Source organism: Hyphomonas sp., from assembly GCF_041398385.1.
GTDB lineage: Bacteria > Pseudomonadota > Alphaproteobacteria > Caulobacterales > Hyphomonadaceae > Hyphomonas.
On sequence record NZ_JAWKUW010000004.1, the window covers coordinates 111,478 to 132,482 of the forward strand.

20 protein-coding genes are annotated in these 21,005 nt (G+C 62.3%); 14 read left to right on the top strand and 6 right to left on the bottom strand.

What is annotated here, in order from left to right:
• A complete protein-coding gene (locus tag R3C13_RS09655; protein WP_371310610.1) occupies positions 1-1,467 on the bottom strand; it encodes a leucyl aminopeptidase in 1,467 nt (488 codons plus the stop codon).
• Between the two features lie 121 nt (positions 1,468-1,588).
• Here R3C13_RS09655 and R3C13_RS09660 point away from each other — a divergent pair, with 121 nt between their 5' ends.
• From R3C13_RS09660 to rpmG, 7 genes are all read left to right on the top strand, one after another.
• The gene (locus R3C13_RS09660) at positions 1,589-2,731 is read left to right on the top strand and encodes an LptF/LptG family permease (RefSeq protein WP_371310611.1); all 1,143 of its coding nucleotides are present in this window, start codon (positions 1,589-1,591) and stop codon (positions 2,729-2,731) included.
• Positions 2,731-3,852 carry an LPS export ABC transporter permease LptG gene (lptG, locus tag R3C13_RS09665; protein ID WP_371310612.1) on the top strand — a complete coding sequence of 374 codons (1,122 nt, stop codon included), beginning with the start codon at positions 2,731-2,733 and terminating at the stop codon, positions 3,850-3,852. The genes R3C13_RS09660 and lptG overlap by 1 nt, the downstream gene beginning before the upstream one ends.
• A gap of 68 nt (positions 3,853-3,920) precedes the next feature.
• Positions 3,921-6,479, top strand: coding sequence for a type I DNA topoisomerase (gene topA / locus R3C13_RS09670; RefSeq protein WP_371310613.1), 2,559 nt, complete (start codon positions 3,921-3,923; stop codon positions 6,477-6,479).
• Positions 6,480-6,486: 7 nt separating this feature from the next.
• The gene (locus tag R3C13_RS09675) at positions 6,487-6,954 is read left to right on the top strand and encodes a hypothetical protein (RefSeq protein WP_371310614.1); all 468 of its coding nucleotides are present in this window, start codon (positions 6,487-6,489) and stop codon (positions 6,952-6,954) included.
• Positions 6,955-7,023: 69 nt separating this feature from the next.
• On the top strand, positions 7,024-9,297 hold the full coding sequence (gene rnr / locus R3C13_RS09680; protein WP_371310615.1) for a ribonuclease R: 2,274 nt from the start codon (positions 7,024-7,026) through the stop codon (positions 9,295-9,297).
• A gap of 67 nt (positions 9,298-9,364) precedes the next feature.
• A complete protein-coding gene (locus R3C13_RS09685; protein ID WP_371310616.1) occupies positions 9,365-10,081 on the top strand; it encodes an NUDIX domain-containing protein in 717 nt (238 codons plus the stop codon).
• A gap of 89 nt (positions 10,082-10,170) precedes the next feature.
• Positions 10,171-10,338: a 50S ribosomal protein L33 gene (gene rpmG / locus R3C13_RS09690; RefSeq protein ID WP_034789743.1), complete on the top strand. Its 168-nt coding sequence runs from the start codon at positions 10,171-10,173 to the stop codon at positions 10,336-10,338.
• Positions 10,339-10,393: 55 nt separating this feature from the next.
• On the opposite strand, the gene R3C13_RS09695 is transcribed toward rpmG, so the two are convergent.
• From R3C13_RS09695 to R3C13_RS09705, 3 genes are read right to left on the bottom strand one after another with little or no spacing between them, the layout of a single operon-like run.
• A complete protein-coding gene (locus R3C13_RS09695) occupies positions 10,394-11,617 on the bottom strand; it encodes an MFS transporter (RefSeq protein ID WP_371310617.1) in 1,224 nt (407 codons plus the stop codon).
• Between the two features lie 54 nt (positions 11,618-11,671).
• A complete protein-coding gene (locus tag R3C13_RS09700) occupies positions 11,672-13,039 on the bottom strand; it encodes a PleD family two-component system response regulator (protein WP_371310618.1) in 1,368 nt (455 codons plus the stop codon).
• Positions 13,036-13,425, bottom strand: coding sequence for a response regulator (locus R3C13_RS09705; protein WP_371310619.1), 390 nt, complete (start codon positions 13,423-13,425; stop codon positions 13,036-13,038). The genes R3C13_RS09700 and R3C13_RS09705 overlap by 4 nt, the downstream gene beginning before the upstream one ends.
• 134 nt (positions 13,426-13,559) lie before the next feature.
• On the opposite strand from R3C13_RS09705, the gene R3C13_RS09710 reads away from it, so the two are divergent.
• The 6 genes from R3C13_RS09710 to R3C13_RS09735 all read left to right on the top strand — a co-directional run bounded on the left by R3C13_RS09710 (position 13,560) and on the right by R3C13_RS09735 (position 18,489).
• Positions 13,560-14,831, top strand: coding sequence for a DNA polymerase IV (locus R3C13_RS09710; protein WP_371310620.1), 1,272 nt, complete (start codon positions 13,560-13,562; stop codon positions 14,829-14,831).
• Between the two features lie 72 nt (positions 14,832-14,903).
• Entirely contained in the window at positions 14,904-15,365 is a 462-nt protein-coding gene (locus tag R3C13_RS09715; RefSeq protein ID WP_371310621.1) for a RidA family protein, read from the top strand.
• 2 nt (positions 15,366-15,367) lie between these two features.
• Positions 15,368-16,102: a glycerophosphodiester phosphodiesterase family protein gene (locus tag R3C13_RS09720; protein ID WP_371310622.1), complete on the top strand. Its 735-nt coding sequence runs from the start codon at positions 15,368-15,370 to the stop codon at positions 16,100-16,102.
• Positions 16,103-16,111: 9 nt separating this feature from the next.
• Complete coding sequence (locus R3C13_RS09725; RefSeq protein WP_371310623.1) at positions 16,112-17,275, top strand: GNAT family N-acetyltransferase; 1,164 nt, start codon at positions 16,112-16,114, stop codon at positions 17,273-17,275.
• Complete coding sequence (locus R3C13_RS09730; RefSeq protein ID WP_371310624.1) at positions 17,272-17,706, top strand: HIT family protein; 435 nt, start codon at positions 17,272-17,274, stop codon at positions 17,704-17,706. Before R3C13_RS09725 ends, R3C13_RS09730 begins: the two co-directional genes overlap by 4 nt.
• Before the next feature lie 36 nt (positions 17,707-17,742).
• Entirely contained in the window at positions 17,743-18,489 is a 747-nt protein-coding gene (locus tag R3C13_RS09735; protein ID WP_371310625.1) for an autoinducer binding domain-containing protein, read from the top strand.
• A 6-nt stretch (positions 18,490-18,495) separates the two neighbouring features.
• Here R3C13_RS09735 and gatB read toward each other — a convergent pair whose 3' ends face one another.
• Positions 18,496-20,007: an Asp-tRNA(Asn)/Glu-tRNA(Gln) amidotransferase subunit GatB gene (gene gatB / locus R3C13_RS09740; protein ID WP_371310626.1), complete on the bottom strand. Its 1,512-nt coding sequence runs from the start codon at positions 20,005-20,007 to the stop codon at positions 18,496-18,498.
• A gap of 178 nt (positions 20,008-20,185) precedes the next feature.
• On the opposite strand from gatB, the gene R3C13_RS09745 reads away from it, so the two are divergent.
• A complete protein-coding gene (locus R3C13_RS09745; protein ID WP_371310627.1) occupies positions 20,186-20,569 on the top strand; it encodes a hypothetical protein in 384 nt (127 codons plus the stop codon).
• On the opposite strand, the gene R3C13_RS09750 is transcribed toward R3C13_RS09745, so the two are convergent.
• On the bottom strand, positions 20,538-21,005 hold the full coding sequence (locus tag R3C13_RS09750) for a hypothetical protein (RefSeq protein ID WP_371310628.1): 468 nt from the start codon (positions 21,003-21,005) through the stop codon (positions 20,538-20,540). The genes R3C13_RS09745 and R3C13_RS09750 overlap by 32 nt on opposite strands.

Here is a 21,005-nt window from a genome sequence, read left to right on the forward strand (position 1 = left end):
TTAGCCCTCGTAATTGTCCGCGATCCAGCGATCCAGCAGGCGCGGACCGAAGCCGGAGGCCCAGCTCACGTCCAGCGCCGCTTTCTCGCCTTCAACCCACGCCACGCCGGCAATGTCGAGGTGGGCCCATTTTACGCCGTCCTTGACGAAACGCTTGAGGAACTGCGCGGCGGAGATCGAACCGGCGGCCCGGCCACCGATATTGCGCATGTCGGCAAATTTCGACTTCAGCAGGGCGTCATATTCGGGCCCCAGCGGCAGGCGCCATACGCGCTCACCCTCTGTCAGGCCCGCCTTGGTCAGTTCGTCCGCGAGGTCGTCGCTATTGGTGAAGAGGCCCGCATGGTGGTGTCCCAGAGAGATCACAATAGCCCCTGTCAGCGTCGCAAGATCGACGATTGCCTTCGGCTTGAAATGCTCCTGCGCGTACCAGAGGACGTCGCACAGGACGAGCCGGCCTTCGGCATCGGTGTTCTGGATTTCGATGGTCTGACCCGACGCGGATTTCACGATGTCGCCGGGGCGCTGCGCGTTGCCGTCGGGCATGTTCTCCACAAGACCGATGAGGCCGACGACGTTGACCTTCGCCTTTCGCTCGGCGAGCGCCCGGATCGCACCCGTCACGGCAGCGGCGCCGCCCATGTCGCCCCGCATTTCTTCCATGCCGGGGCCCGGCTTCAGCGAAATACCGCCAGTATCAAAGCAGACGCCCTTGCCGACCAGGATCACCGGATCCTCGCCTTCCTTGCCGCCATTCCATTTCATGATGCCGAGCTGGCTCTCCCGCACCGAGCCCTGGCCGACGCCCAGCAGGGCGCCCATGCCAAGCTTCGCCATCTGCTTTTCGCCCAGGATTTCGACCTCGACGCCCAGTTTCGAGAGCTCCTTGATCTTCTCGGCAAACGCCTCCGGGTGAAGGTCATTCGGCGGCATGTTCACGAGGTCGCGGGCCAGCATGGTGCCTTCCGCGCCGGCGTCCAGAGGCGCAAAGGCTGCCTTGGCCGCCTTCACATCGTCCACAATCATGGAAACGCCCGTCAGGCTGGGCTTCTGGTCCGGCTTCAGCTTGGTGAAGTAATCGTCGAACCGGTAAGCCGCAAGCTTGGCACCGACCGCCATGCGTGCAGCGTCTTCGACAGATCCCGCATGGATCGCCAGCGACTTGAACCCGCTCATGCAGTGCGATTTGACGAGGTTCGCGCCGAGCCCCTCAAGCACGCGGGCATCGCGCTTCTTCGGCTTGCCGCCGCCAATCAGGACCGCGCGCCGTGCGCCGGCGTCCTTCGGCAGCACGATGAATGCCTGCTGGTCTTTCTTGCCGGAGAACCGTCCGCCCTCCAGGGCCTCCGAGAGCAGGCCACCGGATGCCTTGTCCAGAGCGGCAGCAGACTCGGGCAATCCGCCATCTTCATCTACTATGAAGGCAACAATGTCCGCTTTTGCGGTGTCGGCGAAGGTAATTTTCATGTGAGGAATCTCCGTTTGAGACGGAAACTAAGCATCGACGCGCGCAGCGCAACTCGTTAGGCAGGGAAAAAATGCCTGTTAACTGCCAGTTTCTGCCACGATTGCCGGTCAACCCTTCGCGATGACGAAAGTACAGTCCTACCTGTTCTATGAAGTCCTGCGCGCGGTTGTCATCATCGTCGGGGGGCTCGCCCTCATGGCATTGCTGGCGCAGGGCCTGTCACGGACCGATCTGATTCTGGAAAACCGGCAGTCGGCCCTGACATACTTCTATATCGTGATGCTCGGCGCCCCGCAGATCATCGCCCTGCTGACGCCGCTGGCCCTGTTCGTGGCCGCCGTCTGGTCGCTCAACCGGATCCACAAGGACAGCGAGATCGTTGTGGCCCAGGCCGCCGGCATGACCCGCTGGCAGATCGCCTCCCCCATCATGCGCCTTGCCGCCGTCTGTGTACTGGCGCACCTCGCCGTGAACCTCTGGGTCCAGCCGATGGCGCAGCGCGCGATGAGGGAAACCGTCGCCGAGGCAAGGGCGGACCTCGCCGCAGCCCTGATCCGCCCCGGCCAGTTCACGACCAATGGCGACCGCCTGACCTTCTACGCCCGCGAACAAGTTGCCGGCGAATTACGCGGCGTCCTGATCTCGGACATGACCGACCCGGAATATCCGACCGACATTCTCGCGCGCAGCGCCGCGCTGGTCCAGGTCGAAGGCCGCCCGACCCTGCTGCTGCGCAATGCCATGAGCATGCAGCTCGACGACAACCAGCAGCTGTCCGTCCTGGAATTCGAACAATACCCATTCGACCTGTCCGACTATATGAAGGAAGACGCCGAACTGGCCCTGAAGGCATCGGACAAATACCTCTTCGAACTCTTCTTCGTGGACCGCTCAAACTATTTCGAGCTGAAGGACGCTGATGCGCTGCTCGCGGAAGCCCACACAAGGCTGACAGCGCCCCTCCTGAACATTGTCATGGCCCTGCTGGCCATTGTTGCAGTGCTCGGCGGCGATTTCAGCCGCAAGGGCTATTCCCGCCGGATTGCCACCGCGTCCGGTGCGGCGATCATCGTTCTGATCTTCCAGCTGGTCTTCCAGTCTGCCGCCGCTGACGATCCGGGGCTCAACGTCCTGCTGTGGCTGTTGCCAATCTGTGTGACCGCCGGCCTCAGCTACGTCTATTTCGGCCGGGGCCGCCACATCGGCCACATCGAGCGCCCACCCCTGCATGCGATGCGCGGGCCGAAAGGGGCCAGCATCTGATGCCCTTCGTTTCCCGCATCCAGATCTACATCCTGCGCGAATGCCTGATGGGCCTGTTGCTGGTGCTGGGTGTCCTCCTCGCAGCAATCGTCATGATCGACGTGGTCGAGCAGTTGCGAACAGTGGGCAGCGATGTCCATCTCAGCCTGCTTTCCGCCTTGCAGCTGTCACTGATGAAACTGCCCCAGATCCTGGAGCAGACCCTGCCCTTTGCCCTGTTGATCGCCTCCATGATGGCCTTCACGCGGCTCAATCGACGGTCGGAACTGTCGATTATCCGTGCCAGCGGCATTTCAGCATGGCGCTTCCTCGCCCCAGTTATGGCACTTGGGTTCGTACTCGGCTTATTCGCAACCACGCTGCTCAATCCGCTCGCCGCAAAGCTGTCGGAGAATTTCGAGGTCACACGCGCGCGCCTGCTGGACGAGAGCAATCAGGCGATGGCCGTGTCCGATACCGGCATCTGGCTGCGTCAGGGCGACGATTCCAGCCAGATCGTCATTCACGCCAAGCAGGTGGAACAGGGCGGCGTCGTCCTCAGCGACGTGAAGATGATCGAGGAGGAACGCCTCTATTCCGGCAGCCAGCCGACCAGCGACTTCACCTTCACCCGGCGTATCGATGCAGAGCGTGCAACCCTGCGCGACGGATTCTGGCAACTCGAAAACGTCGTCGAAAACGTCCCGAACATGCCGCCGGACCGCAAGTCCAATCTCACCATCCCGTCGAACCTCGATGCGACCACGCTGCTCGACCGGTTCGCGTCGCCCAACACGATCGGCTTCTGGTCACTGCCGAAATTCATCAAGCAGACACGCGCCGCCGGGCTCGATATTTCGCGCTATCGCATGCGCTGGCACCAACTCATGGCCATGCCGGCCCTGTTCGTCGCGATGTCGCTCATCGGGGCGGTCGTCTGCCTGCGCCTGCAGCGGATGGGGGGCACGTCGCAGCTGCTGGCCATTGGCGGATTGGCCGCCGTGGGCCTCTATTTCTTTACCCAATTCTCCTCCAGCCTCGGGGCGACCGGCGCCGCGCCTCCTGTAGTCGCTGCATGGAGTCCGCCATTGTTTGTGCTGTTCTGCACACTCGCCTATTTAGCCTACAGGGAAGACGGTTAGCGCCATTGATTGCTTGACAGGGCGCCGACGACGCGGCCATCACTCGCGCCCTTGAAGAGGTACCCTGCATGAAACTTGTCGTCGTCGAGTCGCCCGCCAAGGCCAAAACGATCAACAAATACCTCGGCAAGGACTACAAAGTCCTGGCCTCCTACGGCCATATCCGGGATCTCCCCTCCAAGAATGGCTCGGTCGACCCTGATAATGATTTCGAGATGGTCTGGGAGGCGGACTCGAAGTCCGCGAAGCGAATCTCCGACATCGCCAATGCCCTGAAGGACGCCGACACGCTCATTCTCGCGACCGACCCGGACCGCGAAGGCGAGGCCATTTCCTGGCACCTGATCGAAGCACTGAAGAAGCGCCGCGCGCTCAAGAAGGACACGGCCGTCGAGCGTGTCGTCTTCAACGCCATCACAAAATCCGCCGTCACCACGGCGATGGAACATCCGCGCCAGATCGACGGCGAACTGGTGGACGCCTACCTCGCCCGCCGCGCACTCGACTATCTGGTCGGTTTCAATCTCTCGCCGGTCCTGTGGCGCAAGCTGCCCGGTTCGCGGTCGGCCGGCCGCGTCCAGTCGGTCGCCCTGCGCATCGTCTGCGACCGTGAGAACGAAATCGAGATGTTCAAGCCGCAGGAATACTGGAGCGTCGAAGCAGACCTGCGCGCCCCGGACGGTACCGATTTCAAGGCCCGCCTCCATGCCCTTGACGGCACGACGCTCAAGAAATTCACGCTCAGCGACAAGGGCGGTGCCGACAAGGCCCTCGAAGCTGTCCGCGTCGGCGGCTATTCCGTTACGTCCGTCGAAGCAAAGCCCGTCAAGCGCAACCCCGCCCCGCCCTTCATCACCTCGACGCTGCAGCAGGAGGCCTCACGCAAGCTCGGCTACACCGCCAAGCGCACCATGCAGGCCGCGCAAAAGCTCTACGAGGAAGGCCGCATCACCTATATGCGGACCGACGGCGTCAACATGGCCGAGGAGGCCTATGTCGCCGCCCGGTCGATGATCCAGTCGAACTATGGCGCGCGCTACCTGCCGGAAAAGACGCGCTACTATTCCTCCAAGGCGAAGAACGCCCAGGAAGCGCACGAGGCCATCCGCCCGACGGATTTCAATCTGCGTCCTGAACAATACAATGGCGATGACGACCTGCGGAAACTCTACACGCTGATCTGGCGCCGCGCCGTCGCCTCCCAGATGGAAGCCGCCATCTTTGAACGGACGACCATCGACCTCCACGCGAAAGACAAGCGCGCCCAGCTGCGCGCCACCGGCCAGGTGCTGGTGTTCGACGGCTTCATCAAGCTCTACACCGAGGGCCACGATGCCGGCGACGAAGACGACGATGCCGAAGGCCGCCTGCCGAAAATGTCGGAAGGCCAGCATGCCGACCTCCTGAAGGCCGACGCCACCCAGCATTTCACCACGCCCCCGCCGCGCTACACCGAAGCTTCGCTGGTCAAGCGCCTCGAGGAACTCGGCATCGGCCGTCCGTCCACCTATGCCTCGACACTGTCGACCCTTGAAGACCGCGGCTATGTCCGCCTCGAAAACAAGGCGCTCATCCCGGAAGACAAGGGCCGCCTCGTCACCGCCTTCCTCGAAAACTTCTTCCAGCGCTATGTCGAATACGACTTCACCGCCGCGCTTGAGGAAAAGCTCGACATCATCTCCGACGGCAAGCTCGACTGGAAAGCGTTTCTGCGGGAATTCTGGACGCAGTTCGTCTCCGACATCGATCAGACGAAAGACCTCCGCGTCTCCGCCGTCCTCGATGCCCTGAACGAAGCGCTCGGCGCGCACGTCTTCCCCGACCATGACGCAGACGGCAACCCGATTGCCAATCCGCGCCTCTGCCCGGTGTGCAAGGAAGGCGAGCTCTCCATGAAGCTCGGCAAGTTCGGCGCCTTCGTCGGCTGCTCGCGCCATCCCGAGTGCAAGTACACCCGCCAGTTCTCGGCCGAGGGCGGCGAAGCTGGCTTCATCAATCCCGACGGCAACGAGCTTGGCGTCCATCCGGACACCGGCGAAACCATCTGGCTGAAATCCGGCCGGTTCGGCCCCTATGTCGAAATGGCCAATGGAGAGAAGCCGAAGCGCGCCTCGCTCACCAAGAACGACACGCCGGAAACCCTGACGCTCGACCGTGCCGTCGAACTCCTCTCCCTGCCGCGGGAAGTTGGTCAGCACCCGGAAGATGGCGAGATGATCTACGCCAATTTCGGCCGCTTCGGGCCTTACGTCCAGCATGGCAAGACCTATGCGAACCTGAAGGATCCGTCCGACGTCTTCAATATCGGCCTCAACCGCGCCGTCGCCCTGATCGCCGACAAGAAGGCCCGCGGCGCTGCCCGTGGTGCGGCCTCAGCCCTCAAGACGCTGGGCGACCACCCGGACGGCGGCGCGATCGAAGTCTTCGAAGGTCGCTATGGCCCTTATGTGAAGCACGGCAAGATCAACGCGACGCTGCCGAAGGACGTGACGCCGGACACGGTCACGCTGGAACAGGCCGTAGAGCTGATCAACGCGAAAGCGGGAAAAGGCGGCGGGAAGAAGAAGGCTGCGCCGAAGAAGAAGGCCCCGGCCAAGAAGAAAGCTCCAGCAAAAAAGCCTACGTAGGGCCTCCTTGATCTTGCTGTTCAAATACTTCTGGGCGCTCCTGATTATCGGCCAGGCCGGAAATGGAGCAATCTGGTGGGACTCAACTGCGCCCCAACGGAAAAAGAATCCGGAGCTGGTCAAAGATCACATACGGATCATTTGGATCTGGTATGTCTGTGCCGGATCAATCCCTTGGTTACTCTTGGGTCTGGGCGTGCTCAGCGGCGAACTAACGATCGTTCACGACGTCTTTTTTTTGATACCAATCACGCCATTTAAGCTTGCATTTTACGTCAGTATCGAGGCGCTGACATTGGCATACATTTACTATGTCTTTTTCCGTTCCGGTGCTGAAGAACTTTCAAGAACTCCCGGAATGCTCCGTATGATGCCGCTACAAGGCTCACCAGCGTTTTGGAAGGCATTAGCACTCCTGCTGCTTCCATTCCACGTTGCTTTCTATTTGATGCTCTCCGGTTTCAACAGCCGATAGCTGGGCTGAATACTTCGGGCACAGCAAATCCCCCGCGCATTCCCGCTCGATTCGCCCTATATGGGCCGAATGAGCTTTCCAGACAGACAAACCGTCCTCGACTATCTCCGCGACCATCCCAACGCCACGACCAAGCAGGAAATCGCCCGCGGCCTGCACGTGAAGGGGAAGGAGCGCAACACGCTGCGCCAGATCCTGAAGGAACTGGAAGAGGAAGGCGTGCTGGAACGCACCGGCAAACGCGCCTGGGCACAGGCAGACCGGCCCCCGCCCACCGGGGTCGTCGAATTCACCCATCTCGACGAGGATGGCGAGCTGATCGGCAAGTCCGTCGGCGACAATGGCCTCTTCGGGCCGGACATCCGCTATGCCGGCCCCTCCGGCAAGCCGAAGGCCAAAGCCCCTGCCGTCGGCGACCGCGCCCTCTGCAAGATCTCAGAGCACGATGGCGAATGGCTCGCCCGCGCCATCACCGTCTTCGAAAAGCGCCTGTCCGACCGGATCGTCGGCCTCTACGAGCAGGGCCCGCGCGGCGGCAAGGTCGTGCCGTCTTCCCGAAAGGAAAAGCGCGAATTCGTCATCCAGGAAGCCGACCGTAAGGGCGCCGAGGATGGCGACCTCGTCATCGCGGAGCCGAAACCTGTCGGCCGGCGCCAGTACGGCCCGGCCTTCGGCGTGGTCACCGAAATCATCGGCCACATCACCGATCCGCGCTCGGCGAGCCTCCTCGCCATCCACGCACACGACATTCCGACCGAATTCCCCGAAGCGGCCCTCGAACAGGCGCGCACTGCCGTGCCCGCCGACGCGCCGCGCGAAGACCTGACCCAGATCCCCCTGATTACCATCGACCCGCATGACGCCCGCGACCATGACGACGCCGTCTGGGCCGAGGAACTGGACGATGGCTGGCGCGTCATCGTCGCTATTGCCGATGTCGCCGCTTATGTCACCGAAGGCTCCGCCCTCGACAAGGAAGCCCTGAAGCGCGGCAACTCGACTTACTTCCCTGACCGCGTCGTGCCCATGCTCCCTTTCGAGCTGTCTGCTGACGAATGCTCGCTGCGCGAAGGGGAACTACGCCGCTGCATGGCGGTCGAAATGATCTTCGACAAGTCCGGCACCAAGCGTTCGCATCGCTTCATCCGTGGCATGATGAAATCAGCCGCCAAGCTCGCCTATGAAGAGGCACAGGCCGCTATCGACGGCAAGCCGGGCGGCAAGGCCGGGGAAATCCTCGACAGCGTACTGAAGCCGCTCTGGGGCGCCTACGCCGCCCTCGCCAAGGCGCGCGACAAGCGCAGCCCGCTGGACCTCGACCTGCCCGAACGCCGCATCCTGTTCGATTCCAACGGCGAAATCGAAGGCATCATCACCAAGGAACGCCTCGAAGCGCACCGCCTGATCGAGGAAATGATGATCCAGGCAAACGTCGCTGCAGCCGAGACGCTGGAAGCGAAGAAAAGCCCGCTGGTCTACCGCATCCACGATGTGCCGACCGAGGCCAAGATTTCCGCCTTCGCGGAATTCCTCCAGACGCTCGACATCAAATGGCATATCGGCGACCGTCCGCAGACGCACAAATTCAACAAGCTGCTGACCGACATCCGCGGCGGCGACTACGACCAGATGGTCACGCAGATGGTGCTGCGCTCGCAGGCGCAGGCGATCTATTCGGAAGAAAACCTCGGCCATTTCGGCCTGAACCTTGCGAAGTATGCCCACTTCACCTCGCCCATCCGCCGCTATGCGGACCTGATCGTCCACCGCGCCCTGATCCGCGCCCTCAAACTCGGCCCCGACGGCCTCAGCGACGAGAACGCGGCCCGGCTTGAGGAGATCGCTGAACACATCACCACGACCGAGCGCCGCTCCATGGCCGCCGAGCGTGAAGCGACCGACCGTTACCTCGCCATCTTCCTCGCTGACCGGATCGGGGCTGAGTTCGACGGTCGCATCATGGGCGTCACGGCCTCCGGCCTGTTCGTCGCCCTCGCTGGCTCCGGCGCCGACGGCTTCATCCCGATCTCATCCATCTCGGACGATTACTGGGTGCTCGACGAAGCCGCGATGGAGATTTACGCCCGCGGCTCCGGCAAGACCTATGGCCTCGGCCAGACCGTGCGCGTGCGCCTCAAGGAAGTGACACCGCTGCAAGGCGGCCTGCTGCTCGAAATGCTGTCCGATCCGATGCCCGCGCCGAAGGGGCGTGCCGCGGCCCGCAAGAAAGCAGATGCAGAGCGCGCCGCTTCCCCTCGCGGCAGGGGTGGACCGCCCCGGCGCGGAAAGCCAAAATTCAACAAGAAGACGCTCCCGAAGCAAAAACGGGGACGCCGCAAGTAACCGGCGATCAATTTTAGCCACACCTATGGTCAACAAAAGCGACAGTGAATCCCGCATTGCGGCCGGCATGACGGCTTCCGCCTTCGACCGTGAGGGCGACGATGACGTGATCCTGAAGAATGAACGCTCGCCCCGCCCGAAAGACGCGGCCACGCTGATTCTGGTGCGCCGGGACGCTGCGAAACCCCGCGTCCTGATGGGCCAGCGCTCCGGAGGCCATGTCTTCATGCCGGACAAGTATGTCTTCCCCGGCGGCCGCGTCGACCGTGAGGATGGACGGGCCGTATCCTGGTGTGAACTCAGGCCCGAGGAGGAGGATAGGTTGCGTATCCAGTCGCGCCGCCTGCCCCGCGCGCTGGCGCTCACGGCCATCCGCGAAACCTTCGAGGAGACCGGCCTCCTGGTCGCCCGGCCGGCCGAAATGCCGGCGGTTGCCCCCAAAGGCTGGCAGGCCTTTCACGACCTTGATGTCGCCCCGCATCTCAGCCCGCTTACCTTCATCGGCCGGGCGATCACGCCGCCCTACCGCCCCCGCCGCTTCGACGCCCGCTTCTTCATGGCCGAAGCCGAAGAAGCCCTGATCGATGAGCGGCCGCCGGTCGACGGTGCAGAACTTGCGGATTTACAATGGGTTACGATCGATGACGCGATGGGACTCGACCTGCCGAGCGTCACCCGCTTCATGCTGGGAGAGATCGCCGAACGCCTTTCGACCCCGGATTTCCGGAAAGGTCCGCCCTTCCTGCGCTGGAGCCGCACCGGCCACGTGACCGACCGGCTGTAAACCGCAGCAACCGGTGCTTGACTTAAGCCCCGCACCCCGTCATTAAGCCGCTTTCCGAATTCAGACGCTAGCACAAGCGAGCCCGCGCCATGGCAAAACCGGCCACCATCAAGATCCGCCTCAACTCGACGGCAGACACCGGCTTCTTCTACGTGACCAAGAAGAACCCGCGCAACATGACCGAGAAGATGGTCAAGCGTAAGTACGACCCGGTCGCCAAGAAGCATGTCGAGTTCAAGGAAGGCAAGATCAAGTAAGATCCTGTTTCCTTTAGGTTTCTGAAGAGCCCGCTCGTGTCCCGAGCGGGCTTTTTCATTGCACCTCGTCCCGGTGCAGCTGGCGGGTGGTGCGGATGCCGGGAAACAGGAAGGCCCACGCCGCGGCAACGCCGATGGCAGCGGCTCCGCCCGCAACAACGGTCACGACCGCCCCCAGATAATGCGCCATGAAGCCGGCCCGCGCCTCGCCCAGTTCATTGGAGGCGCCGAGGAACACCGAATTCACGGCGCTGACCCGTCCGCGCACTTCATCCGGCGTCCACAGCTGCAGCAGCACTTCGCGCACATAGACCGAGACCATGTCGAACGCCCCGACCAGCGCGAGCGCCAGAATCGACAGCCAGGCCAGCGTCGAGGCCCCGAACACCATGGTCGCCAGCCCGAACAGGGCGACCGAGACGAACAGGATGATCCCGGCATGGTCCCGGATGGGAAACGCCGTGATCAGGCCGATCATGACAACCGCGCCCACGCCGGGTGCGGCCCGTAACAGGCCAAGGCCTGATGGGCCGAGTTCCAGGATGTCCCGTGCATAAACCGGCAGCAACGCGACCGCGCCGCCCAGCAAAACGGCGAACAGGTCGAGCGAGATAGCCCCCAGAACGACCTTCTCTTTCCAGACATAGGAGAAGCCACCGAGCAGCGATGACAGTGTCGTCGGCTCCTTCACGCCCCGCTGCGCCGGCTTTGGAATCGCGAATACCAGCAGGCCTGCCATCAGGAACAGCACACCTGCCGTGGAATACGCTGCCGACGCGCTGAAGCCATACAGCAATCCGCCAATGACCGGACCAAGGATGGAAGCCAGCTGCCATGACGCCGTGACCCAGCCGACCGCATTGGCGAAATCCTCCCTCGGAACGAGGTTCACTGCGAGACTGGACGATGCCGGTGCATAGAAGGCCCGCGCAACGCCAAACAGGGTCAGGATCCCGAGCACCCAGACAGGGTTGAACGCTTCGCTGACAGCCAGCGCGAGAATCGCCAGCGCGCACCCCATCTCGACCAGCACAGCCAATCCCATGACGTTCCGGCGGCCGAAGCGATCGGCCGTCACCCCTGTGACGACGACAAGCACCAAGGCAGGAAGAAACTGCACGAGGCCGATCCAGCCGAGCAGCGCGGCATTCTGTGTCTGGTCGTAGATCTGCCAGCCCACGGCGACGGAAACGACCTGCGCACCGAGCGAGGCGCAGAAGCGGGAGATGAAATAGCGGCTATAGGCAGCGTGCCGGAATGCCGAAAACCGATCTGTCACGCCCCGCCCCTTTCACTCTGCGCCAGCAGTGCGGACTGCAGGGCGCAGAGTCAATCAGGCTGCGACGCTCTCGACCCGGTTCCGGCCGGCCGACTTTGCCTGATACAGTGCCTGGTCGGCACGTTTGGTCAGGTCGCCGATCGTGTCGTCGGGACCAAGGATGGTCGAAACGCCCGCACTCACGGTGATGGTCAGCTCACGCTCACCGCCGCTCACCTTGAACGGAATGGCCGCGACAGCGCGACGAATGCGCTCTGCGGCTGCGCAGGCGAGGTCGCCCGGCGTGTCCGGCATGATCACCAGGAATTCCTCGCCGCCCGGCCGGCAGACAATATCCATCGGCCTGACATTCTCCTGAAGCCTGTGGGCGACTTCCTGCAACACCTCATCGCCGGCATCGTGACCGAAACTGTCATTGACCGATTTGAAATGGTCGATGTCCGCCATAAGGACAGAAACCGGCTTACCGCCCATGACTGAGCGCTGCATCAGCTGGTGCAGCTGGCTCATCATGTAGCGGCGATTATAGAGGCCGGTCAGTTGGTCGATGACCGAGAGTTCCAGGCCCTTGTCCACGCGCTGGCGCAGCATCTCGATATAGCGCGAGCGGCGCGCCTGCGTGCGCACCCGCGCCAGCAATTCCTGCTTGTCCACCGGCGTCAGGATCACATCGCTGGCACCAATCTCAAGGCCCTTGGCGGCGCGCACCCGGTCATCCGGATCGCAAATCAGGAGAATGGAAATTGCCCGCGTCGCCGCGCTCACCTTGAAGTGCGCACAGATCTTCAGCGCGTCAAAAGTCTTGCTGGTGACGGACAGGATCAGGATGTCGACGCCCTGGCTCGACAGGTCTGCCATGCTGCCTGCCTCCAGCAGCGTGACAGCCGTGTGGCCCGCCTCTCTCAGAACGCTCGCCAGCCGCGAAGAGGCGCGGGGATTGTCATCGACAATGAAGATACGCGCAGGGCGGTCGGCCTCTTCCTTGTTCAGCTCATCAATGGCGCCGATGCCCAGACCTCTCGCCTGCCGCTGGCGCAGTTCGGATGCCACGGCATTGTAGCGCATCAGCGCGCCCACGCGCGACATGAGCGCGAAATCGTCCACGGGCTTGCTGAGGAAATCTTCCGCACCGACCGAAAGTCCGCGGACCCGGTCTTCCGTATCGCTCAGCGCCGTCACCATGACGACCGGGATGAAGCTCGTCGCCGGATCAGCCTTGAGGCGGCGGCAGACCTCATAGCCATCCATGCCGGGCATCATCACGTCCAGCAGGAGGATGTCCGGATGCTTTGTGCGGGCAATCTCCAGCGCCTGCGCGCCATTCTCCGCTTCAAGCACAGTATAGTACTGCGCTTCCAGCTTCGCCTTCAGGACACGTCGGTTGGCTTCGATGTCATCAACAACAAGGATCCTGGCGCTCATGCCGGCTCCCTGGGCATCAGCGACTCCACCGCCTTGATGAAGGTCATGATCTGGATGGGTTTCGAAAGGTATCCCTCGCACCCGGCTTCGCGCACGCGCTGCTCATCCGCCCGCATTGCAAAGGCTGTGACGGCGAGCACAGGTATGTGCCCGACCTTTTCGTCATCCTTCAGCCAGCGCGTTATATCGAGGCCCGACACTTCCGGCAACTGGATGTCCATGATGATGAGGTCCGGCAGTTCGCGCCGGGCGATTTCGACCGCCTTCGCGCCATCGCGGCACTGGTAGGTCTGATAGCCATAGGCGTCCAGCAGGTCGCAAAAAAGGCGCATGTTGAGTTCATTGTCCTCAACAACCAGCACTTTTCTGGTCTTCGCCTCTGCCATTTTTCCTCACGAAAGCAGCGATTCGCACGGATACTCCGATCCAGCGTCCAGCTATACGCGAAAGTGTTAACGGGCTTTTACGATCTTGTCCCGGATTGCCGCGGCCACCGGAACATGGCAGGAACATGAGGGCGATGACCCTGCTGTGCCGCGACTGTTTCCACATTGATGAGCAAGAGGCTGCAACCTGCCCTTCCTGCAACAGCGGGCGTGTCATTGTGCATCCCGCGCTTACGCGGCTCGGTGTGGCGCACATCGACTGCGACGCCTTCTTCGCGGCCATAGAAAAGCGGGACAATCCCGAGCTGAAGGACAAGCCCGTGATCGTCGGCGGCGGTGAGCGCGGTGTCGTTCTGACCTGCTGCTACATCGCCCGGCTCTACGGTGTGCGCTCCGCCATGCCCATGTTCCAGGCGCTGAAACTCTGCCCGGACGCGGCGGTCGTGCGGCCCAGCCGCAATAAATACAGCGAAGCCGCCGCCATCGTCCGCGTGAAGATGGAAGCCCTGACCCCGATGGTCCAACCAGTTTCCATCGACGAAGCCTATCTCGACCTGACCGGAACAGGCACCATCCACAAGTCTCCCCCGGCCGCATCGCTCGCCCGCCTCGCGGCAGAAATCGAACGGGACTTGCAGATCACGGTCTCCATCGGGCTCTCGTCCAATAAGTTTCTCGCCAAGACCGCCAGCGAACTCGACAAGCCACGCGGCTTTGCCGTCATCGCCCCGGAAGAAGCCGAAGCGCTGCTCGGCCCCCGGCCGGTTGGGTTCCTGCACGGTGTCGGGCCCAAATTCGCCGCGCGCCTTTCGCAGGATGGCTTCGAAACGGTCGGAGACCTCCAGCAGGCCGAACTGAAAGCCCTCATCGCCCGCTATGGCGAAACCGGCATGTGGCTGAAACAGGTCGCGCACGGCATCGACCATCGCCCGGTACGCACCGACGAGGAGCGCAAATCCGTTTCGACCGAGACCACGTTCCGGACCGACCTCAGCGACCCGCGCGAACTGGAAGACCAGCTCTGGCAACTCTGCGTGAAGACGGCTGACCGCGCAAAAGCCATCGGCGTCGTCGGATCGGTCATCACGCTCAAACTCAAGACGGCAGACTTCAAACCCCTGACCCGCCGCGTCTCCCTGCCCGAACCGACCCAGATCGCCCAGTCAATCTTCCGCAGCGCGCGGCCGCTGCTGGAACGCGAGGCAGACGGGCGCAGACGCTTCCGCCTGATCGGCATCGGCATTTCCGAACTCGAAGACTACAAAGCCGACTCGATCGACCTGATCGATCCGCTCGTTGCCAAGCGCGCGAAGGCGGAACGGGCCTCAGACGCCGCCCGCGCAAAGTTCGGCAAGGACGCCGTCATCACCGGCCGCGCGGCGCGGTCTGCAAAAGACGAGAAATGACGCCCGCGCGCTTGCCGCCGCGCGTTCCGTGCGGCAAGTCTGCGGCCAGCCATCCAAGATCAGGAGTTATCCATGTCCACACCAGAAGCCCGGCTCGACGCGCTCGGCATCGCCCTGCCCGAGCCGATGAAGCCGGTCGCCACCTATGTGCCCTACGTGATCACCGGCAACCTGCTGTTCGTCTCCGGCCAGGTCAGCGCCACGGCGGAAGGCCGGATGCTCGGCCGCCTCGGTGAGAACATGGAACTGTCGGCAGGCCAGCAGGCGGCCCGCCAATGCGGCATCAACATCATCGCCCAGATCAAGGCGGCGCTGGGAGACCTTTCGCGCGTCAAACAGATCGTGAAGCTCGGCGGCTTCGTGAATGCGGCTCCGGACTTCGTCGATATTCCGCAGGTCATCAATGGCTGTTCGGACCTCATGGTCGAGGTGTTCGGCGACGCAGGCCGGCACGCCCGTTCTGCCGTAGCCTGCCCCGTGCTTCCCCTCGGCGTCGCGGTTGAAGTGGACGCCGTGATCGAGTTCGCTGACTAGGCATGGCGACCCCGTTCGATCCCCGCAAGTTTCGCTACGCCCACCGGGGCCTCTGGTCGGCCAACGGCCCGCCAGAGAACTCGCTGGAGGCGTTCCGGCAGGCCCGTGCGAAGGGGCTCGGGATCGAATTCGATGTCCGTCCCGCCCGCGACGGCACGCCCATCGTCTTCCATGACGACACGCTCGACCGGATGACGCCCAAAGACGGGCCCATCGAACAGCTCAGCGCAAAGGAGGCCGTGCGCCTGCCGCTCGCCGGCACACGGGAAACCATCCCGACCTTTCTCGACCTGCTGCGGATCTGGCCGTACCAGCTGCCGCTCCTGACCGAACTCAAGATCGACGGCCAGACCGATCCGGAAGCCTTCGCCCGGCGTGTCGGCGACAGGCTCTGCCGCTGGAAAGGATTTGCGGCGGCAATGAGTTTTTCGGAAAAGGCCGTCCGGGCGCTGCCACGGACTCTGATGCGCGGCCAGCTGATCCGGTCCGTTTCGCACACCAGCGAAGCAGAATTCGATGAAGTGGCCGACCGCGCAATTGCAGACGGAATAGACTACTTGTCTGTGCACCACACCGACGTTGAACGCGCGTCACTGAAAGCGAAGGCCGCCGGCAAACCGGTCGTCGTCTGGACGGTTCGGACGGAGGATGACCTGGACCGGGTTGCCCGTCACAAACCTGCCGTCATTTTTGAACACCTTGCACCAGACCTCGTCGCAAAGCGCCTTTCGACCTAGATACACCCCATGGATGACACGGCCTTCCGCATCGAAATCGTCACCGCCCTGGCGGATGTCGATGCAGATGAATGGAATGCGGTTGCCAATCCGCCCGGCCTGCGGCGGGATCCCTTCCTGAGCTGGGAGTTTCTCGAAGCGCTTGAAAGTTCCGGCGCGGCGACCCCGGCAACCGGCTGGATGCCGCATCATGTCCTCGTCCGCGACGCAAACGAGAGGCTGCGTGGGGCAATGCCGCTTTACGGCAAGACGCATTCGCGCGGCGAATTCGTTTTCGATCATTCCTGGGCCGACGCATTCGAACGCGCCGGCGGCGCCTATTATCCGAAACTATTGGGTGCGGTCCCCTTCACGCCCGTCACCGGCCGCCGGCGCCTCGTCCCGCCCGGTCCTGACCAGGCGGCGATCGAATCCAGTTTGCTGGACACGGCACTCCGGCTGGCGCAGCAGAACCACATTTCCTCCGTACACGTTAATTTCGTGGAAGAAGACGAAGCGGACGCACTGGTCCGCGCCGGCCTGCTGCTGCGGACGGACCAGCAATTCCACTGGATCAACAATGGCTATGAGACCTTCGACGATTTCCTGGCCCAACTTTCTTCTGCCAAGCGCAAGAATCTGCGGAAAGAGCGCGCGAAAGCCCAGGACGGGCTGTCCTTTCTTCACGTGACCGGCAGCGACATCACCGAAGACCATCTCGACCGCTTCTACGAATTCTATATCGACACCGGCAGCCGGAAATGGGGCTCCCCCTACCTCACGCGCGAAACCTTTTCTCTCCTGCGAGAGCGCATGGCGGACGATTTGCTGTTCATATTTGCCATGGAAGATGGAGACGCAATCGCCGGCGCGATGAACCTGATCGGCTCCGACACGCTATACGGCCGATACTGGGGCACGCTTACCGAGCGCCCAATGCTCCACTTCGAGACCTGTTATTATCAGGCCATCGACTTCGCTATCGCAAACGGGCTCAGCACGGTCGAGGCTGGCGCACAGGGCGGGCACAAACTGGCGCGGGGCTATGTTCCGGTGACGACGCGATCGGCGCACTGGATCGCGCATCCGGGCCTGCGTGACGCTGTGGCGGACTACCTCCACCGGGAACGGATCGCCGTCGAGCACGATTTGGACTACCTCAACGAACGAACGCCCTTTAAGAAGACCGAATGACCCTTCACGCCGATTACGACCCCGACAATATCTTCGCAAAAATCCTGCGCGGCGAAATTCCGTGCATTAAAGTCTATGAGGACGATGTCGCGCTTTCGTTCATGGACGTTTTCCCGCAAAGCGAAGGGCACACGCTCGTAATCCCGAAGCGCGCGAACGCCCGGAACTTCCTCGACATGCCCGGCAATGAACTTGGCTCTTACATGCAGCGGGTCCAGAAGATCGCAAGAGCCGTCGAAGCCGGGCTCCAGCCGGATGGCCTCGTCGTCACCCAGTTCAACGGCGCTCCGGCCGGCCAGACAGTGTTCCATCTTCATTTTCACATCATTCCCCGTTGGGAGGGAGAGGCCCTCGGCCGTCATGCCGGCGGCGGCATGGCCAGCGCGGAAACGCTGGAACCCGTCGCCGCGAGAATTCGCGCAAAACTATAGTTTTCCAAATAGAAGTCATCTAGGTTGCCCCCGGATATGGGGGACAAGAGCGTGCCGGAAGCTTTAAGGAGCTATATCGAGCGTGCCGACAAAGCAGGAACGCCGGAAGACCTTTTCCGCGAATTCGACTCCTATGTCCGATCCTTCGGCATCGAAGTATCCAGCTATCACATACTCGCGGAACACTTGCGCGCCGTGCCCGTCGAGATCGGCCTGGTCCGCGAGAACTTTCCGGACGACTGGACCGAAACCTACCTCAAGCGCCACTATGCTGACATTGACCCGGTCATAAACCAGGCGCGTTTCGAGGCCGAGCCGTTCCACTGGTTCGATATCGAAGACAAGGTGAAGCTGTCACGGGAGCAGCGCTTCTTCCTGAAGGAGATGAAGCAGGTCGGCCTGACCGACGGAATTGCCGTTCCGATCTTCGGACCGATGGGAACCATGGCCTATTTCGGCCTCGGCCGGACGAACGGCACGCTCGATCTGTCCCATGAAGACCAGCTGGAACTCCAGTTCGCGTGCCAGACGACGCACAATCACTATCTCGACCTTACGGCGGAACATCACAATGGCGATCCGCCGCCATCGCTGTCGGCGCGTGAGACCGAAATCCTGAACCTTGTAGCGCTTGGCCTGTCGAACGCTGCCATCGCCGAACGGCTGGGCATCACCGACAATACGGTCGACACGATCCTCCGCCGTGCCTTCAAGAAGCTCGGCGTGACGAACCGTATCACTGCCGTTCTGAAGGGCGTCGGTGCGGGCCTGATCGTTCCCTGAAGCGGGCTAGAGACCGAGCTTGCTTTTCAGGATTTCATTGACGGATTGCGGGTTGGCCTTGCCACCCGACGCCTTCATCACCTGGCCGACGAACCAGCCGAGCGTCTGAGGCTTTTCCTTCACCTTCTCGGCCTGTTCCGGGTTCGCGGCGATGATCTCGTCGACGATCTTCTCGATGGCGCCGGTATCGGTCACCTGCTTCAGACCGTGCTTCTCCACGATCGCTGCGGCTTCTCCTTCACCGTCGATCATCCGTGCGAAGACATCTTTGGCGATCTTGCCGCTGATCGTGTTGTTCGAAATCAGCTCGATCAGCCCGCCGAGGCCCGCTGCGGAGACCGGGCTTTGGGCTAACGTCAGATCTTCCTTGTTGAGATAACCGAACAACTCCTGCGTCACCCAGTTGGCCGCCAGTTTCGCATCGCGCCCCTTCGCCACCTCTTCGAAGAATGCGGCCTTGTCGGCTTCAGCGGTCAGCACACCCGCATCATAGCGTGACAGGCCATATTCCGTCTCGAACCGGGACCGTTTCTCGTCGGGCAATTCCGGCAAGGACGCCCGGATCTCATCGACCCAGGCATGCTCGAATTCGAGCGGCAGGAGGTCCGGATCGGGGAAATACCGGTAGTCGTGCGCATCTTCCTTGGAGCGCATGGACCTTGTTTCGCCCTTCACCGGGTCGAACAGGCGTGTTTCCTGGTCCACCTTGCCGCCGCTTTCGAGAATCTCGATCTGGCGGCGCGCTTCGTACTCGATTGCCTGCTGGATGAAACGAAACGAGTTCATGTTCTTGATCTCGCACCGCGTGCCGAGATGGCTGAAATCGTCAGTCTCGCGGAATTTCTCGTAAGCACCGGGCTTGCAGACGGAGACGTTCACGTCAGCGCGCAGATTGCCCTTCTCCATGTCCCCGTCGCAGGTGCCGAGCGCGATGACGATGGCTCGCAGCTTCTTCACATAGGCCGCAGCCTCCGCCGGCGTGCGCACGTCCGGGCGCGACACGATTTCCATGAGCGCGACCCCGGAACGATTGAGGTCCACATAAGTCGCGTTCGGGTCCATGTCGTGGATCGACTTGCCGGCATCCTGTTCAAGGTGCAGCCGCTCGATCCGGCACGGGAAGGAATAGGCCTCACCCCCATGCGCGGGCTCGACATCCACCTCGATCACACCTTCACCGACGATCGGATGCGCGAACTGGCTGATCTGGTAGCCCTGCGGCAGGTCCGGATAAAAATAATTCTTCCGGTCGAACCGGCTCCAGGTATTGATCTTCGCCTTGAGGCCGAGGCCCGTCCGGATGGCCTGCTCCACGCAGAAACGGTTGATCACCGGCAGCATGCCCGGCATTGCAGCGTCGACCAGAGAGACATTGCAGTTCGGATCGGCCCCGAACGCCGTCGCAGCGCCGGAAAACAGCTTGGCGTTGGAAGACACCTGCGCATGGACTTCAAGGCCCATGACCAGTTCCCAGTCACCTGTTTCGCCCTTGATCGTGTATGGGGTACGTGCGGACATACTTGCCTCGGTCTTCCTGTCGAATCCCGACCTTCTAGCCCCACCCTTGCAGCCCTGTCGAGCCAGTGTGACCACTGCGCGTCACATCTTGCCGCACTGCCGGGGAATGGCTTTGCAAAATGCCCGGGATACGGCAGAATTTGAAGGGTTGGCCGTTCATGCCGGCGGAGGCAGGTGAATGCTGTTCAAGATGATCCTCGACGGTGCCAGTGACGACGAGCGCCACATCGCCCGGGGTTTCCTGAAACACATCGTGGCCGGCTTCGGCGCCGGGCTCCTTTTCGCCGGCGTCATGATCGCTCTGCTGTTCCTTATGATGGGACAACTCGACCTGAATGTGCCGGTGATCTTCATCGCCGCGATGCTCCTGCAGTTCGGCCCGATCGGCGGCCTCATCGGCGCCGGGGTCTATGTGACGCGGATTGCTGACCGCCCGAAGACCCGCGACGAGGACGATGACGACGACAAGCCTGGCGGCGGCACACGGGCGCCCGTTACGCAGGGCGCATTCAAACCCGTCCGGCTACGCCCTAAAGCTTTCCCTGTTCCTTCGCGCGCCTGACGCGTTCGGCGCGGGCGGCCATCCGGTCCTTGATAGGGGCGGATTGCGATACGCGTGTCGGCGATGAGCGTTCTTCGGCGGGCGGTGGCTCCGGTTCAGGGTCGGCTTCCAGCTTGCCTTCCGCGATCAGCTTCTGGCGTTTCGCCTCAACGCGCGCTTCGCGCTCAAGTTGGGCTGCGCTTTTCTGATTGAACACCGATGACAGTTTCGACGCCCACGCCCCAACCGGCCGCGCAGTCCGGTCGAGCGAGTTGCGGCGCCTGGATATGATTCCGGTAATGCGGAACGAAACATAGCCCGCCACCAGGAAGCAGACGAGCAGCATGGGTGCCATCTCGGCGCTGAAAAGATTCAAGCCGTTCTGCGCCATCAACGCCCACATCAGACCGATGGAGACTGTTAACAGGATAAAGAACAGGATGATGAAGCGGCCCAT